The sequence below is a fragment of the Vibrio sp. A1-1 genome (assembly GCF_021728175.1).
GTDB lineage: Bacteria > Pseudomonadota > Gammaproteobacteria > Enterobacterales > Vibrionaceae > Vibrio > Vibrio diabolicus.
In genome coordinates, this window is record NZ_JAKKCL010000014.1 from 113952 (window position 1) to 132429 (window position 18478).

Consider the following 18478-nt stretch of genomic DNA (forward strand, 5'->3'; position numbering starts at 1 on the left):
TATCTAACTCTTTAATTAGTCATAAATTGCTTTCCACTCTTCATACTTCTCAGGTAAAAGATCCTTACTTCTGAATAACTGATTGAGTGTTTTTCGAATCAGGTCTTCTAACTGCGACGATAAGTGGGGTTCCCAGCTCGCGAGATTAAACGCATTTTGTACTTCCCACCCCTTCTCAAGATACGGCAAACACAACGGGTATAATCCAACAGACTGGTAAGCTGCTATCAATTGTAAATACAGCATGAACTGTCCTCGCCCTGAGCCATCCAGCTCAAGTTTGCGGGCGAGTTCTGCGGCATATTCCCCTAGATTTTCTAGAGTGATATCCTCCACCAGCAATGAATCTTCTTCAGCGATCACAACCGTCTGTACGACAGTTTGTGCTGCCGATGAAGTAGCATCTTGAGTAGACAACCAACTCAATGTTGCTTCATCTGCAAATGGTATAGAATTCTTAAAAGAGAGGCGTTCGATGCCCTCCAGTGACTCAACAAACCGCTTTACTTCTTGTTTCACGGCAAGTGCTGCGTCATCAAAACCTAAGTTAGTAAGCATCAAATACACGAAATGGTGGCCTGTGAGCCAAAATGGCGCGTCAGTTAGCGTGCGCTCCAAACGTTTAATCGTGTCGATGTCACTTTCCTGATTGGCTTTGTCGCGGTATTCCGCTTGTTGATCGGACGATACCGCCAAGCTCAATGGCGTTTGATCGTTTTGGTGGTCAGGTAGACCATCAATGTCATCCCAAGTCAGATGACGATAAATTCGGTAAGCCAGCGGATCACTTGGGTTCGCATGAAGCATGACTTCCGCAACCTTCTTCAAGGTTCGCTTAGAAGCCGTCGGCGAAGAGAAGTCCGTATCGACATCGACTTCTTTTACTACGGCTTTCTTAACTGGCGCAGGTTTAGGGGCCGGCGGAACCGTCTTCACTGGTGTGGTTTGAACATCGTTCTGTGCTGGCGTTTCTACCGCAGCTGGTGCAGGTGCCGCTTGTTCGATGTTTGCGACTGACTCATCGCTCTGGTCATCGGCCGCTGCTTGTTGAGATAAAACATTGAGCTGCGTGCGAATCTCAAAGAAGTCAGCTTCGGAATCTTGGTAAACATCGTCGTACTGACGCTGCACTTCTTCAATAGTCGAAATGCAACCTGAAACTAATTCCCAAGATTGCGCACTGTCCGCAAGTTTAGTGCTCATCAATTTAAATTGATGGTTCAACCACTCCACCGCACCGTCTCTACCGCGTTTCCGTGATGGGTAAAGATCACTACCGAAGCAAGCTAACGCCTCATTAAGCAGTTTCAGACCTTGCTCAAAACCTTTGAGCCCAGATTCCTCGGCAAGCGCTCGTACTAAATAGCAAAGTGCTTTTAAATCTTTACTATGATGCTCGAGCACTTCCATCGCATTGGTTTTTACTACATTCCAGTCGACCGTTTCGCCAAATAGAGAGCCGAACTTTTTTACCTCGGCTTCCATCATTTCATAGCAAAACTCGTAACGAGCATCGTTACCCGCAGGAGATTCATCAGAAATCGGTTTAAGAAGGTGATCAGTATCAATGTTGGACAAAATTCGCATCTCCTTCAGTCAAGTAGTCTCTCAATGCACGAGCTACAGCAATGGCACCATTTGCAGGCTTAGAAAACTGATGACTCTGATTAATCGCATCCGACGCCATGCTATCTAGAATTTTTGTGATTTCTGTAAATTTTCTTGGCGCATTTCGTTCTAAATCAGCAAGGGACTCATGCAATTTCTGTTTGTCGAAAATGGATTGCTCCATCACCGTACTAAACAAAATAAATTCGCTTCTTGCGATGATTAAGTCTGTTATTTTTTTTTCTAGTTCTGGCGTATTACCGAAGTAGTCTTTGGCTAATTCAGCTTCTTCAATCGCTTTGGTATAAAAGTGCGCTTCTGCATGTTTATCAATGGAGTCATTAATATTTTCCATTACTCTCTTTGGTAAGATTTGGCTATAGAAATATGCCTGTGACTGGTTTAATAACCATGCTTCTTTCACTTCTTCTTCTGCGAGCTTAGCCTCACCGCTTAAAATTAAGCGAGCAATCTGCTTATCTCGACTGCCAGCTATGGCAGATACTTTCATGGAATCGATAGAAGCGACATTTAACCCAGACATCACTTTAGTCAGTGTTTCGTCCGCATAGGGAAACAATGCACCATCACGAACGAGTTCCTCTCGCAACGTGACAAGCTCCTTACGTAAATCCACTAATGTCTGTGGTAGTCCATCAGCTAAAGCTTGGTAAGACTTCAACTGAGTCTGTTTTTCATTATATAAACCCGAAAGGCTTAGTTGCTGAACTCGATACGCTTCTCGGTAGGCTTCAGTCGTATCAACGCTCTGCTCAATTTTTGCTAATACTTCTTTGATTTTCCATGGCGGCTCAGCCAAAAAAGAAGCAGTATCTGTGGGCGTGATTGTGTGACTTAAAGGTGTCGTTTCTTTGGCAAAAACAGCACCCAATGCATCCGAATTTTGCTGATACAAATAACTTCCTGTCATTGCCACCACACTCAACACTAAACTCGCCTCCAATAGTTTGAAGCGTCCGTACGCTGTTTTATCATTCGACTTACAGTGTGTAAGCAGAAGATCCGCATTACGCAAGCTACTGAAAATTGGTGCGTTAGAATTTGAGTTAATTGATTGCGTATCGATTCGCGCTAACTGTTGAGCAAAAGAAATAGCGGTATAGCCATGCCCTCTTGGTTTATTGATGACTTGTTTCAGCAACTTCCAAATATGAGCCGGGATCAATGCAGGACGCTTTCGGTCTTTTAATTGCTTATTCCAAGTATCACCAAATATTGAACCCAAAAATAAATGTCCAGCGAGCAAAGCAAGGGAGTAAACATCATCTTGCGGTTCGGCAATGCCAGTTTCGATATAAAGAGGTGAAGCGTAGTTCAAGCTTGCTTCTGCGTAAGGTTCCGTTTCTCCAATATAACGAGCAGCACCGAAATCGATGAGTTTAACGTAATCGCCTTCACTCACTAGTACGTTGGATGGCTTAATATCAAGATGGCAGATGCCTCTTGTGTGCATAAACTCTAAGGCACCAGCGAGTTGATATACCAACCAAGCGATATGGTCGTGGCGGAAACCTTTAGAAGAGTGGCGCTCCATCTTTTCTGCCAGTGATTCACCTTGGATCCACTCGTACATCAAATATGGGCGTTCGAATTCGTTGCCGATTTTTATGAAGTTAGCCACGCTCGGATGTTGGGAAAGCTCTAATCGACTCGCTTCGTTAACCAACATTTTGCTCGCAAATTCTGGCGACTCATCATTGATAACTTTGCAACAGATCTGCTTCTCTGGCTGCCCTTTTTTTGCAAGATGGTAAACCGTTGTCTTACCATTTTTAGAAGGAAGCTTGTCTAATACATCAAACTGTGAAAAAAGCACGTACTCAAGCTTCGGCTTATTTTTTTCTGCTAGCCTTTGCTCATTCAGTTTCTTTTTCTCAATAGCTTTCACAACCAACTGATCGATATATCCTTTGGCTGTACTCTGATTATTAGACACTTAGTACTCTTTCATAGAATAAATATTATTAGAGTTGAATAATATTTTCTTGAACATACTTGTATCAAGGCTAGTATTTAAAACAAACAGTAAGCCTATTATTTTAGTTATTATTACTAACTTATTAGAGTTTTTTACTTACGCTTTCACTGCATCACTTATACGCTTTTTCATGATACAAACGTAAACCTAATAATATAAGTGTAATTTCATTGCCATTTAATCGATGAGTGCCTACTAACATTGCAGCAACTGGAGAATCCCCTTGTCACCATGAAAGTCAAACATTAACAACGTGGTTGGTTGCCTAAAATGGTGATCTCTGACCGCAAAGGCGATTAAGGCTAGAGAAGAGCAACTGCCCAACGTGCCCCACAATTCGTTAATAAGCTGTGGCTGTTCTGGATTCGTGAACCGTTCCGCTTTAGCCCCCAGAGCAAAGCCGTAATCTTCCGTGTGCATGCGAAGGTTCGTCATATCGGAATACACTTCACCAAATGAATCGAGCTTTTTGCTCGCACGTTGAACAAGTCGAAACATACCTCTTCGGTCTGAAGTATTTAATTCCGTATCAATATAGCCAAGTTGCGCTTGAGGCTTAAGTTTCAATGTCTCTATGGTATTTCTACGACAAAGAATTAAACCTGCCCCACCCTCGCTCGGAATAACGCCCCATGGATTATTCGTACTCATTACCATCGCATCGTCGATGAGTGTTTGCATCGAATTCACCAAGGAATCGACACTGATACACATCATGGCATCGTATTTATCCAATGATTTCATGGCCTGGAGAACGAAACTAGGCCCACTGGCATGAACTGCATTCACCACAGAGACAAACTCAGCATAGTGACTTTCACCAAGCCATTCTTGCACCTTTACTAGTGAAACAGACGCAGGCACCGCTATAAGCAAAGGTATTGGTCTCAATGAACGTGGTAACTGCGCTAACAATGAATCAAGCAAGCGGGTTATTAACTCACACGTTTTCTCAAACTGCTCAATTTCTTTGGTGTATTCGATTTTGGCGTAAGTAAAACGCTCGATACCATCATCCCCTACACATTGGTCGAATCTTCCTAAATCAGCATACGAAACTGCACTGGCAATATCTAAGTTCATACCAGTTGGTGTCATCACTTCCATACCCAACACATAGCGACCTGTAGAATTATGCATGCTCGCTTACCTCTTCCAACTTAGCGATAGATGTAGACACCAGCAAGTGTTCTTTCCCCTGACAAGGAAACGCAGCGGTGTAACTAATTGATATGGCTTTCTTTTCAGCATCAACGAATAAGGTGTACATCGCCATATCAACTTGATAGCTATCGTTATTAAAAACGGCAGTTGCTCGATATTTCTCTTTAGGAATGCGGAATGAAAGCGTGTCATCATGACAAAAGCCACTCATCATCAAACGCTCTCCCCCATGAAGAAAGCCTTTGCACTGCTGATCAATAGGCGCGCTTTGGAAGAACCGCTTATCAAAATCGAGTGGCAACATTGGCTTGCGGTTCTCAATCCAATCGTCATCGAACGTGCCGGCCAGCTTCTGGCGCGACTCAAAGAACGGAGGGACTGGCCCGAACCCCGCAACGCGTAGTTTTTTCGCGGCGGCACTCCAGTCCTCTCGAGGATAAAAAACCGAGGGTACTTTCTGTTCAAGCAATTCTTTGTTGGAGTCGGCAACCCCACCACCTATTCGGTTACGTAAATCACCGCCTACCGCGCAAGTGTAATCAATGTCTTTTTCAATAAATGGGATTGGATTACTCAGCGTGATACTGCCAGCATGCTCAACCCATACGCGTTCCCCGTAAATAGCGAGAGTCTTATCGATATGACCATCAATCAACACGCGACACTCTTGGTATGTCACTGGCTTTTTCGCGTAGCTGCGTGCTTTGCCGTAAACAAGTACATCTGTGTTGTCTTTGGTATACGCGAACTCGTGGTCAACTTTCATCGCAGAGAAGCCTTCTTCGCCCAAATATTGAGGATCATCGAAGATTTCACTTTCACCTAATTCGTGCCAAACAACACCATCGAATTGCCATGTGCGTTTGGCGACCACAACCCAGACTTCATCGCCGTTTTCGTCACGTTGAAAACGACCTTTAAGTGATAGCTCAGGGTGCGCCTCAATATCCCATAACTGCATTGCTATTCCTTAAGTTGAATCGTTCGCTCGCAGAAGGTGCGGCCTTTAAATTGTTAAAGTTCCAGTCTTGTTGATGAATCGGCATTGCCATATCCCAAGGCACGTAGGCTCTGGATTGAATACAGAGTTGACGCCATAGCCAATCGCGGAACAGCACATCAACGTTAGCATCTTGCATCGCAGCTAACGTAGACTCGAAACTCAATGCGTAACCCAAGCGGCTTGGTAGATTTTGGATATATTTTTCATCTTCCACCCACTCATTGAGAAGATCGACGATCTCTTCCCATTCATACTCGACACCAACATCTTGCGGAGTCAGAGGAAGAAGTTTTCCGTAGACGACATACAAGGCTTGAAGCCAAATTTCACCCTCAGCTTCCTCCAGACTTTCCAAGTGCTCGATGATTTGGGGCATCAACTTCCAATCACCACTCAGAGCAAAATCAACAGGTGCTAATGAAGAAGAGATATCAAACGCCTCAAACTCTTTTAACTCAAGCAACTTGGCATAAGTGAGCACTTGCGCTGATGGTAATCCATTTGGTTCGATGCCAAAGCTCTGACGGAACCAAGTGCCTCTGTCACGTTTGGTAATCAAACGTTCAAATAGATATTGTTCGCTGCCTGCATTGTCATTGAGCCAATCCATCCCCTCTTTCACGTCTTGTAAAGCGAGTATTGGCAAAGCAACATGAGAGCTAATGATGCTGGCTTTGTGCCAGCGCTTGATGAGAGAAACACTTAATGTCTGGCGGACACGTAAGCATTCAAAGTAAAACGCACTGGATATCGCATTACCCTCAATAAGCTCCGAAAGCGTGCTATCCATAGACTCAACCGGAGATTGTACGGCAATGACCATTGCAGTTTTAGCGTCAATATCTTCGAGCAAACTCAAGCCGCACAAAAGGTTATCCAACTCTGAGCCCAACTCGCCCTGTAGCATCAGCCAGCTGTAGATTTCTGGCTCCTGGCCTCTTAACTGATGAATCAACCCCGGTGCTAACCGATAAAACGACAAGTACACCTGCTTCAGTTCTTCAATTTGGCGTTCAATAAGTTTGAGATACTCCAACTCACGACTTGGATAACCCCTTTTGTGAATTTGAACTCGCTGCCTGATTAAAAACCCGATACTTTCAGAAGCAATGGACAGCTTTTCATTACAGAAATCCAGCCATGTTACTGGCAACTGGGAAAGGTCATTCACAGCGCGCTCAGCTTTTGCTAACGCGCCTTCGACTTCTTGATTGGTTATGGGTGCCTTTAGGTGCTCGGCACCGATTCTTTGTCGCATCTAGTTATCCGTTATTAGCGTGCCATAACGCGATTGCAATTAGTTAATACAAAGTGATTAGCTAACTCGGCGTGACTTGTTAACACAAAACCATTAGCTAACGCGATGTAACTAGTTAATTGCGATCGTTCCGCCTTGAATTTTTTGTGCTTTTTCTGCTTGAGAAGTGACGTACTTCGCTTTAGTGGTAATTCGTCCATCGCGCCCGCTATAGCGAGTTTCTGTCTCACCACTTTTGACTACCAACTCTTGTTCTGTCTCGATCACCATCTTCTTCGCTCGCAATACAAACTCATCAGAGTCATCCAGAATGGAGAAAAAAATGTCCGTCACAAGAGGCAAGCTTAAGTCGTCGTTCAAAAACTCAATTCGACAACTTAATCGATTATCGATAGCCATTTGCAGTTCAGAACGACGAAAGCCACGTCCTAGTCTCGCAGTGAGTGGCTGCTTAAATGGGTTACCATCAAAATCAACTCGCACACTGCCCGTAGACTCATTGATAGCCACTATTATTCCAAAACGCGAAAAGCAAGCCGTTGATTCGGCTTGCTGCTCTGATATTACTTCTGTTGTAAGAGGTTGTTTTTCCATTGTTAGTTAACCACTACGTTGCCACCTTTCACGACGACTTTGTCACTGCCTTCGATCGTAATAGCCGAGCCTGATAACTTTATTGAACCATCACTGTTCATCACTAAAGAGGAACCACCCGTTTTCAATACAATCTTGTCGCCACTGATGATTTGCGTCGCACCATCGGCTTTATAAGCGGTGTTACCTTTCACTGATACCGTTAAGTTGCCACCAACCGTCTGGTTATCATCCGCACCAATGTCTGAACTCTTAGATGCACCGATAGTAAGGTTACTGTTTTCACCAATATCTAAATCATCATTTTTACCGATCTTAGTCGTACGGTTATCACCAATTTCTAAGTCAGAATTGTTTTTCACATACTGGGCTTCGTTCGCGTTGTATGTGACGGTAACGTCTTGCTCGACTGTCTCGGTAAACGTACTGTTTACTTGTGTCGTTTTATGCCCATGAATGGTTTCTTTATGGTCACCATGAACTTCATTCGTTTGGTGACGTGCAACCTTTAAGAATTCATCTTGACCGATATCACGGTAACGGTTGTTGAGCACCTTGGTAGACATGTCTTTTTGAGCGTGAATATAGACTTCTTCTTGGTTCGCTTCGTCTTCAAAACTCAACTCGTTGTAACCTGTTCCTTTATGCGTTTGCGTGCGGAACGTGGTACGAGTTTTGTTTTCTGGCAAAGAGTACGGTGGGAAATGCAAACCGTTGTAAACTGCGCCCGTAACTAACGGACGATCTGGATCCCCCTCAAGGAAAGTCACTACGACTTCATGGCCAATACGCGGCAAGTACACAGCGCCCCAAGTTGGCGCCGCCATGGATTGACTTACGCGGATCCAGCAACTTGAGTGTTCATCGTTATCGCCATAGCGATCCCAATGGAACTGTACTTTCACTCGACCAAGCTTGTCGGTGTAAATCTCTTCACCTTCTGGTCCTACAACAACCGCCGTTTGCGGGCCATCCACTACTGGTGCCGCTAGTTTAGGCGCTTTAAATACCACATCACGTGGAATACATGAGAACTGGTTGTAGTAAGTGGTTGGCATACCACTCGCTTCATCTTCATGCACTTGCGGATCTTGCCCTGTGTGCATTACAGACAACATGAGGTAATCGCGGTTGATCTCGGAGCGCGGATGGTCACTGACGTTAAAGCTGTAACCAGATGCTAAGCGCATTACGTCACTGGTTGCTTCCACTTGTTGATTATCGACAATGTGTTCCGACATCCATTCCGTGGTTCTCACCTGACCCATCAGTGGGTCAACGTATCGTCCAGGATAATCAAACTGCTTGAGATCTTGGTCTAGCTCACCAGCCTGTGTCATCTCTTGTGGAATTTTAGGGTGTTCGTAGTTGTAATCTGTGTACGTAACCTGTCCCGTTCTAACGCGGTTAACTAACTCGAGATCAGAGATATGTTCGCGATCGGCAACACCGCCACCATCGGCATGATAAACAATCGGCCCAATGTAAGAAGCATTTAGTGGTGAGCTTATCAAAGGCGCAATCGCGTCATTACTGTCAACAATGACCATCGTATGATTTGAATCGCTATGGTCAAAGTAATACCACATACCGTGTTCAGCCATCATACGCTGCACGAAGTGCAAGTCAGACTCACGGTATTGCAGAACGTATTCTTTTGGAGGATAAGTACCCGACACTTCAAATCGGTAATCGGTGACTGCTCCATCATCGAGTACTTCTGTGATGATGTCTTGCGCTGACTTTTGCTGGAAAATACGACAATCTTGGCGCTGAGATAAGAACCAAGCTTGAGGAACCAAGACTAATTGATAACGAGAAAAACGACGTCCAGTCCCTAAGTAACGAACTTCATTCACCACGCCGTTGAACACACGCGCAGCCCCAACACCTTGTCCGTAAAGTGTCAATGTTCCTGCTTTACGTATTAACTCATCGAACGAGATATCTGGATCAAGTGAAAGTAATGAGAGATTGATGTGGAAAGGCTTAGATAACTCTTCATGAACATGAAAGCTCTCAACCCGAAATTCATGCCCACATCCAGGCACTTCAAATTTAAATTCTACGTCATTCACCATATCTTTTACCTGATACAAATAATCGAATTAGGGCCAACAATCGTTGGCCCTGAATCTTTACGCGACGAGCAATTAAGCTTCGCGTGGAGCACGCCAGTCGTCGTTACCCGCAGTACCACAGTTTTCGTGAGTTACTTCGATCGCACGGTAAGTGAACTTGAGCACTTCTTCTGTCACGCGGTCAGCTGTTGCTGCGTCTTGACAGTGGTTCATACGAGTTTGGATATCGACAAGTAGCGCATCAATCAATTTGATTGAGTAGTAGTGCTCTTGTTTACCTTGAACTGAAGTACGGTAGAAGCGGATCACACACTCAGGAAGTTTTTCGCCAGATACTAGTGCGTTGAATAGTAGTGGAGATGAGCGATCTTGAACTTTAGTTACAACAAGTGGACGGTGTACACGTTGACCAGTTGGCTGGCCACTTTGTGGATCACGTGGAACAGTTAGCACGTGATCAAGTTCTTGTACTAGGAACTCATCAACGTGAGCTTCTTGCCATGTGTTACCTACTGAATCTGCAGAGTAAGTATCTTTAGTAATATGGCCTTGAGTCTCACCTTGGATAGACATATATGCTGGAGTTGGCATCGCTATTTCCTTTTCTAAAATCTGTTTTGTTTAAATCACCAAATCGCTTATCACCGCGACTACTTGGTATAATCAAAGTCCATGCCAACTTTAAAAAACAAACAAAAACAATAACTTAAACAAATTAAGACATTATTCACCAATATCTTGAGTACAATTTATTGGATAAAAAACCAAAAAGTTGGATTAAGATAATAATAAATTGTTCTAACTTTAAAAAGTGAAAATAACCATATAAAACTGTGTAAATAAAGTCATTAAAACTAATAAATCCGACACTTTTACTATCAATTAATTTAGAATAACAACGCCATTAAAATAACCACAAACATTAATGTCACAATAATCATTAAAAATAACCAACAAACGATAGTCAAAATATCTTGATAAAAAAAGAACGCAATCACTTTTAGTATAATAGCCGCTACCTCTTTTCCTCTAAAGAATAAAATGGCTATGATAAATATAAACCTTTCTTCATTAATTCAGCGTCTACACCCGATTGCAAAAGTAGCATTAGAAGACGCCGCTGCACTTGCAGTCTCTGAAAAAGCAAACGAAGTTCAAATTGAGCATTATTTACTGAGTCTATTAGAAAGGCCAAATAGTGATTTTGACGTCTTATTAAGTCATTTTGATTGTTCTGAGAACTTATTAAGACAATCGGTTCGATCCACACTCGACACCAACGCCAAAGGAAATGGCAGCAAACCTGTTTTTTCTGCTTTATTAATCGAATGGTTGCAAGAAAGTTGGCTGGTTTCTTCTTTAGATCTATCCGAAACACAAATCCGCTCTGGCGCCCTACTCCTTACTCTTGTTAGCAACCCTCTCCGTTACGGCCAACATGGTTACGCCTCTATCCTTGAAGCGGTAAACCCTGACAGCCTTAAGCGTAACTTTGCAGAGCTAACAAGCCAATCTATTGAGGCGCAAGTTGCTACTTCAGAGAAAACACAAGCTCGTGAAGATGGTTCAGCACTGAGCAAGTTCACAACCGACTTCACTGGTAAAGCACGCAAAGGCGAAATCGACCCTGTTTTCTGCCGCGACCAAGAAATCCGCCAAATCGTGGACATTCTTGCTCGTCGCCGTAAAAACAACCCTATTGCTGTTGGTGAACCGGGCGTTGGTAAAACCGCAGTAGTAGAAGGCTTGGCACTTAAGATTGTACAAGGTGACGTACCAGACAACCTCAAAGGTGTTGAGCTTTACGGCCTGGACATGGGTCTTCTGCAAGCTGGTGCAAGCGTAAAAGGCGAATTCGAAAAACGCCTAAACGCAGTATTGGATGAAGTGAAAAACTCACCAACTCCAATCATTCTATTCATCGATGAAGCACACACCCTTGTTGGCGGTGGTAACCAAGCAGGCGGCAGCGACGCGGCAAACTTGCTAAAACCAGCCCTAGCGCGTGGTGAAGTGAAAACCATCGCTGCGACAACATGGTCGGAATACAAGAAGTACTTCGAGAAAGATCCTGCCCTTGCACGTCGTTTCCAATTGGTGAAACTCGACGAACCATCTCCGGAACAAGCAGCATTGATCATTCGTGGTCTGCGCCCTGCTTATGAAAAATCACATAACGTTTACGTGCGTGACGATGCTATCACTGCTGCGGCAGCACTTTCTGCTCGTTACATCTCTGGTCGTCAACTGCCAGACAAAGCGATCGATGTACTAGATACGGCGTGTGCACGAGTGAACATCAGCCTTAATGCCATTCCTGCTTCTGTAGAGACACTGCAACAAGAACTTGCAGCTCAACAGCGCGAGCTTGAAGCACTTGAGCGTGATGCTCTGCAGCAAACTGGCGACAAGCACAACCTTGCTAATATTCCAAACCTAAAACTGGCAATGGAAACAACAAAAGAAGAGCTAGCTGAACAAGAAGCCCAATGGCACAAAGAAAAAGAGCAGATCCAAGAGATGATTGCTCTACGCTCTCGCTTGCATGAACTGGTCTTTGGCGAAGCAAATGAAGAAGAACTTGCTGCAGACGAGGATTCAGAACAAGAGCAAGACGTTTCTCCATATGCAGAAATGGATGAAGAAGCCGTTCGCATTGCAATTTCAGCCTGCCAAGAACAGCTAGACGCAATCCGCAATGGCAACCCACTGGTTCACTTTGAAGTGGGTCCAGATGAAGTCAGCCACGTCATCTCGGACTGGACGGGTATTCCAATGGGTAAGATGCTTCAAGACGAAGCAGAAACCACGCTAAAACTGAAAGAAAGCCTAACACAAAGCATCAAAGGCCAAGAATACGCGATCGATGCACTGTCTGAAGGCATTCAAACTGCAAAAGCTGGCTTAGGTAACCCAGACGCACCGACAGGCGTATTCCTGCTGGTTGGCCCAAGTGGTGTGGGTAAAACCGAAACGGCTCGTGCGATTGCTGATCAAATGTTTGGTGGTGAGCGCTTTATGACGACCATCAACATGTCTGAGTTCCAAGAGAAGCATACCGTATCTCGCCTAATTGGTTCACCTCCGGGTTACGTAGGTTACGGTGAAGGCGGCATGCTGACAGAAGCGGTTCGTCAACGTCCATATTCTGTTGTACTGCTTGATGAAGTGGAAAAAGCCGACCCTGAAGTGTTGAACCTGTTCTACCAAGTGTTCGACAAAGGCACGCTGAACGACGGCGAAGGTCGCACCATCGACTTCAAGAACACGCTGATCATCATGACCAGTAACCTTGCAACGCATGAGATCGAATCTTTGGTTCATCAATCAAAAGACATCGATGCGAACATCATCGCAGAAGCTATTCGCCCTACTTTGAACCAACACTTCAAGCCGGCGCTGTTGGCGCGTATGTCTGTGCTTCCGTTTGTTCCGCTGTCTGATGAAGCGATGACAGAAATCATTCACCACAAGCTGAACAAAGTTTCTCAACGTCTACAGAGCCATCACAAGTTGTCGCTAAGCTACGAAGAAAGCTTGGTTGAGTTCGTACTAGGTAACTGTCGCCTTGCTGAAACAGGCGCGCGTAATATCGACGCGGTCATCAACCGTCAGTTGCTGCCGCAACTATCGACTCAGCTATTAGTGCATGACAAGGATGATTCACATACGCAAATCGAAGTGTCTGTCGATGAGCAAGGAACACTAACCTATGCGTTCAGCTAACCATAGCGAACTTAGTAACGCCCTACTTGCGATCAGTCAGTCTTTGGCTGATCGCAGCCAGCTTACCCAAACATTGGATGCTGTGTTGACCGCGGCGAGACAAATGACCCTCGCAAAGCACGGCATCATTTATGTTTTGGACCAGACTGGGCAAGCGTTGATTCCAAGTACCGCTCACCATAACGATAAAACGATTGTTTCCCACCCTTGGGAAGCATTACAGTTAGACTCAGCCAGTGAGAACGACCCATTTAACTTTGCCATTCGTAATGGTGAAGTGGTGTTGATTAACGAGTTGTATAAGTACAACGGCTATGACTGCGAAAGCATCTATCAAACTGAGCAGACACTGGGATTAAAAAGCGAGAACTTACTGGCTTGGCCTTTGATTGATAGCGAAAGCAAAACCATTGGACTGTTAGTCTTACTCGATTTGAACGTCATCGACAACGAGGCAGCCTTGACTGAGTTTTGTCGTATGGCTGCGAGTAATATTCGCCAAGCCGTTTGGTTAGAGCAATACGGGCAAGTAATAAAAAATCTCAATGCCGACAATCAAGCCTTAGTACGCGAGAACACTCAGCTCAAAAAGCGTACCCAGAAAGCCTATCAAGGTCCTATTGCAGAGAGCGAAGAAATGCTCAATGTCTTGAATCGTCTTGATAAGGTGCTATCTCTTCCTGTCGATGTGATGTTGCGTGGTGAAACGGGCGCTGGTAAAGAGGTGATCGCGAAATACATTCACGAAAACTCTAATCGTTCAGAACAACCTTTGATCGTACAGAACTGTGCCGCCATCCCAGAGCAGTTATTAGAGTCAGAACTCTTTGGCCATAAGAAAGGCTCATTTACGGGCGCAGACAAAGACAAAGTCGGTTTGTTTGAAGCAGCCAACGGCGGCACGCTTTTCCTAGATGAAATTGGCGATATGCCAATGCTACTACAAGCGAAGTTACTGCGTGTACTGCAAGAGCGTAAAGTTCGCCCAATCGGCACTAGCAAAGAGATTGAAGTGGACGTTCGCGTTATCGCCGCAACCCACTGTAATCTTATGCAGCAAATCAAAGATGGCGGATTCCGTGCCGATTTGTTCTATCGTTTGAATGTGTTCCCTATTACATTACCACCACTGAGAGCACGCAAGTCAGACATTATTCCCCTTGCCGAACATTTCGTGCAACACACAACCAACACGCTAGGTTTGCCGCAAGCGCCAGGGTTAAGTGCCAACGTACGTAAACAGCTTCTTGCCTACCAATACCCCGGGAACGTGCGTGAGCTTAAGAACATCATCGAGCGCTCGGTGCTACTGTCTGATTTTGAAACCATTACTCACATCGAGTTTGGCGAACAAATCCCAGAAGATGTGCCAAGTATCGACATGAAAGCAGCCTCACCTACCCCAGACCAACCTGCTTACGAGCGGCAGGCACAAGCGGATTTAGAAGACGCTTCAAAGAGCCTTAAGGACGTCGTTAGCCAATACGAGCGTACTGTGATCATCGACTGCTTAAATGCCTGCAATTGGCACACCAAGAAGGCCGCTGAGCAATTGGCGCTGCCAATGAGCACTCTCAACCATAAGATGAAGAAATACGATATTTCTGCAGCGGGTTGATGGGGCTTAAAAAGAAAATTCTAAATTCAGTATGAAGTCATAAGAAAAGAAAAACCGCCCGAAGGCGGTTTTTTTTTGCATCTAGGAAGGGTTATCAAGTGACTTTTCCAAGGGCTTGGGTGCTTGAGTTACCGCAGGTTGTTTCTCAATCCAATCTTTCAGCCATTTCTTGCGTTGAGATTCGTTATACTGCTTCCAAGTTTCAGACGCAGACTTGTCTACGCCTTCCTCTGTCGACTCTTTCTCAATTAACCAAGGCATATCACTAAAGAAATTACCAGCCAAAGCACTATCCGCATTTAAAGAAGGAATAGAAATTACAGCATCACGACCAATATCATAGTCATCAACTCCATTTAATCCGACTTGTTTTAGATGAGCAACCGAAAGCTCCAAGTTCGCTTTACCACCAATTACACCACCAAACGGTCTTAGGCCTTTTAACCTAACTCCCGTTGGTGCAACATATTCCAAGTTAAACCTCATGCAGTACATCGTATAGTTTTTGCTCTTAGATAGTTCATTCTCTTTAGTGAGACTACCTACAGCTTCACCTATAAACTCACTCATGGCATCAACTTGTTCTCGATGGTTTTCTGAAATAGATTCAGTAAACATCCACTCTTCGTTTTTATAGGCAAACTCACCAATATGATACATATCGGTGAAGTAAAGAGGACCTTTAACTGGCTTGCCATCATTTCCGTCGAGCGCCAGTTGAATACACATATTCACCGCTTCCCACGGCATACCCAAACGTTCATAAAGTGCTTTTTCATGACTCTCACCCAAAATCAGTACATAAATACTGGCAGGATCGTCTTTCTTTTTGTTTCCCCATGAGAAACCATCACGCCAGATATTATCAGCCGATTGGTACCACTTTCTTTCACTGAAAAAGTTCAAACCAGACGCTTTGGTGTCTATAGCCACCAATTGCTGTTTAATGCCATGAAGTATAGGGATGGTATTTTTGTCTCCCTCACCTGCCATTAAGGTAAAGCTCTCTACCATAAGGTCCTGTTCACGTAGACGCAGTTGCTGCTCTCCCAAGTAGGTATCAAGCAAAACCAGTCTAGTTTCTGTACTTAAAGCGCCAATTTGCAACTCATCTTCAGCATCATCAAACTTCTGCCCCAGACTGTACTCTTGTGGTAAATAAAAACTATGTTGCCCTTGATTTGTTCTAATTCCCAAGCAGTAACGCATATTTTGGAAGCCTCCGCCTTTTACATAGCGCTTAAAGGAATCCGCTTCTGCAAAATAGTCGCTTGGCTGACCCGATATCGCTGCTCCGGAAACTGCCATACTGAACATTGCATCAGAGAACATTAGCTTTGCTTTAGAGGTCATTGGTTTCATACCGTCGATCATCACATCACCGAAGCGGAATGAGGGAATATGCTCAATAGCAATCAACGTAGCGCCGTCATCAATCCCCTGTTGCTTGTAAAATGCACTTATTCGCCCATCAGGATCAGTTTTGAAGTCACTAACCTTCATTGGCAGCATCCAGTCACTGAAAGCTGGGCCTTTAATATTTTCGAGCCCGTCAACGCGATCGTAGCCAATAGTAACTGGCTTCGCATACTTGTGTTCTTTTTTAAGTATCAACTGCACTTTCACTTTCTCGTATGGACCTAGGCGACTGTTGCTAGATTGCTGAATCCAACTATCATATGACATCCATTCCGGTTCATCACTTTCAGCATAGCGAGCTGACTGAACTAGTATTCGACAATAGCCGATTTCATCTTTCTTTAACTCACTTCCTTGCGGGTTAAATGACTCGGTAAAGTTATCAAACATCGTTTCATTTGGATGTTCAAACAACATAGTTTGTATCGGGGAGATTTGATTAAATGCACCTGACGCTTTAAAGCTATCCCTGTTTTCGGTTATAGAGAGATGAGAAACGTTGCTATTAGTTATTATTGGAGCAGGCCAATGCTGCGCACCTTGTGGCATCTTTGTCGATAATTCGATGTAGTACTCGTTATCACAACGGTTCTTCCAGTTAGCCGCTAAGGTGTTTCCTTTGATCGTATGTACAGACCAATCATCGCTCAAAATGTAATTCTCAATGTATTCCTTCACCTTGTAACGCTCAACCAAAAACCTAAACGAGATATTAGAATTCCGTTTGGTTTGAGATCCTAGGTCAGCAAGTAATAACACTAAGCCATTAATAGCAAGCGCTCGTAGTTGGTAGCGTTTTAACACCTCCTTACGAGCTTCTTCGCTCTCAAGGTGAGTAATGAGTTCCTGATAAGACCTACATTCAATACCTACATCTACCTTGCTGCGTCGCAAATCGTTAAGTAACTCGATATGTATTTTTGCTAGCCTCTCAAGCTCACTGACAACCTCATGGCTTTGCTTTAACTCTTCTAGGAAGGAGTCCAACATTAAACTATCAATCACTTTCACCGCAGATATTGCTGTCTTTGACCCCTCTATGGCAAGCATAAACCCTCTTGCCGCAGGAGCTATAGCAGGAATATAGGAAGCGACGTCAACGACACTGTCAAAAATCGCCATTCGCAGTGCGACTTCTGCTTTATCTTGCGCAACCATCTCAGCTTCTAGAGCAAGCCTAGAGCGTTCCATTGCATGCGAGCCATAGCGACTGGGATGAAAGAATATGTTCAGGGATTGCAGGTAAATACGGATTACAACCCGACGGTTTTGTCTTAGATTAGGGTTGTTGCGGTCGACTTTTTCACCTTGTTTGGGAACATAGACAGGTTTACTTTCACCAAAAGCGGCTACCGAAACACGACCTTCAAAAACAGGGAACTCCTTCATGAGCAGTTTTTTCGCATATTCTGCGCGCTCTGCCGAGACCTGCATATTTGCTTTCTCGGTACCAACTTGGCAAGCATGCCCTTCTATCTCGACTCTAAGGTTTGGCTCATTCTCTAAAACGTTGGCAAGAGAAGCAGCAAGCTGTTTAAATATAGATGCATGATCCTCTAACTCTTTTTCACGCGAGTTAAAGGCAAATTCTATTTTTATTCCTGCGCCTCTAGAGCTATTTACGAGAATGGCGTCAATCTGATTGCCAGATTGATCACGCGCATCTTTTAAAGCCTGTTCTAGTTTTTCTTCCTGGATATGGTTAGCTGTCTTCCAAACTGGAATTTGAGCAAGGTAGTCTTTTGTAACTTCTTCTGTTCCTTGCTCTGCTTTATCAACCTTTTTATTTTGATTAACCAGCTGTTTAGCTTTTTTATACAAACTAAGTGCTGTCAATCCCGTTCCGAAGCCATTAAAACCAACGGTTTTACCACCAGAAAGGTAGAGTAGGTCACTGGCTTCGGCACAACCCTTATCCAGCAACCCCTCTTCAATTCCGTGCATGAGGTTTTCCCTCACACGGCTTTCACATAAATGTTCACCTGCTCACCTTCGCAGTTTTCATCTT

The 18478-nt window shown here is 44.3% G+C and carries 11 protein-coding genes; 2 read left to right on the forward strand and 9 right to left on the reverse strand.

Going from position 1 to position 18478, the window contains the following annotated elements; translation table 11 throughout:
- Nucleotides 1-15: 15 nt before the first annotated feature.
- The 8 genes from tssA to L3V30_RS18580 all read right to left on the reverse strand — a co-directional run bounded on the left by tssA (nt 16) and on the right by L3V30_RS18580 (nt 10298).
- Nucleotides 16-1578 carry a type VI secretion system protein TssA gene (gene tssA, locus L3V30_RS18545; protein ID WP_237309508.1) on the reverse strand — a complete coding sequence of 521 codons (1563 nt, stop codon included), beginning with the start codon at nt 1576-1578 and terminating at the stop codon, nt 16-18.
- The gene (locus L3V30_RS18550) at nt 1565-3565 is read right to left on the reverse strand and encodes a protein kinase (RefSeq protein WP_237309510.1); all 2001 of its coding nucleotides are present in this window, start codon (nt 3563-3565) and stop codon (nt 1565-1567) included. The genes tssA and L3V30_RS18550 overlap by 14 nt, the downstream gene beginning before the upstream one ends.
- Before the next feature lie 237 nt (nt 3566-3802).
- Nucleotides 3803-4747, reverse strand: a complete 945-nt coding sequence (locus L3V30_RS18555; protein ID WP_237309511.1) for a hypothetical protein — start codon at nt 4745-4747, stop codon at nt 3803-3805.
- Nucleotides 4740-5732 (reverse strand): DUF2169 domain-containing protein, encoded by a 993-nt coding sequence (locus L3V30_RS18560; protein WP_237309512.1) that lies wholly within the window; start codon nt 5730-5732, stop codon nt 4740-4742. Before L3V30_RS18560 ends, L3V30_RS18555 begins: the two co-directional genes overlap by 8 nt.
- A complete protein-coding gene (locus tag L3V30_RS18565; protein WP_237309513.1) occupies nt 5713-7032 on the reverse strand; it encodes a hypothetical protein in 1320 nt (439 codons plus the stop codon). Before L3V30_RS18565 ends, L3V30_RS18560 begins: the two co-directional genes overlap by 20 nt.
- A gap of 111 nt (nt 7033-7143) precedes the next feature.
- Entirely contained in the window at nt 7144-7626 is a 483-nt protein-coding gene (locus L3V30_RS18570) for a hypothetical protein (RefSeq protein ID WP_005392644.1), read from the reverse strand.
- A gap of 2 nt (nt 7627-7628) precedes the next feature.
- Nucleotides 7629-9707, reverse strand: coding sequence for a type VI secretion system tip protein VgrG (gene tssI, locus L3V30_RS18575; RefSeq protein WP_109169809.1), 2079 nt, complete (start codon nt 9705-9707; stop codon nt 7629-7631).
- 72 nt (nt 9708-9779) lie between these two features.
- Nucleotides 9780-10298 (reverse strand): Hcp family type VI secretion system effector, encoded by a 519-nt coding sequence (locus tag L3V30_RS18580; RefSeq protein ID WP_005373415.1) that lies wholly within the window; start codon nt 10296-10298, stop codon nt 9780-9782.
- Nucleotides 10299-10754: 456 nt separating this feature from the next.
- On the opposite strand from L3V30_RS18580, the gene tssH reads away from it, so the two are divergent.
- A complete protein-coding gene (gene tssH, locus L3V30_RS18585; RefSeq protein ID WP_237309514.1) occupies nt 10755-13433 on the forward strand; it encodes a type VI secretion system ATPase TssH in 2679 nt (892 codons plus the stop codon).
- A complete protein-coding gene (locus L3V30_RS18590) occupies nt 13420-15051 on the forward strand; it encodes a sigma-54-dependent Fis family transcriptional regulator (RefSeq protein ID WP_237309515.1) in 1632 nt (543 codons plus the stop codon). Before tssH ends, L3V30_RS18590 begins: the two co-directional genes overlap by 14 nt.
- Before the next feature lie 81 nt (nt 15052-15132).
- Here L3V30_RS18590 and L3V30_RS18595 read toward each other — a convergent pair whose 3' ends face one another.
- A complete protein-coding gene (locus tag L3V30_RS18595) occupies nt 15133-18414 on the reverse strand; it encodes an OmpA family protein (RefSeq protein ID WP_237309516.1) in 3282 nt (1093 codons plus the stop codon).
- Nucleotides 18415-18478: the final 64 nt, after the last annotated feature.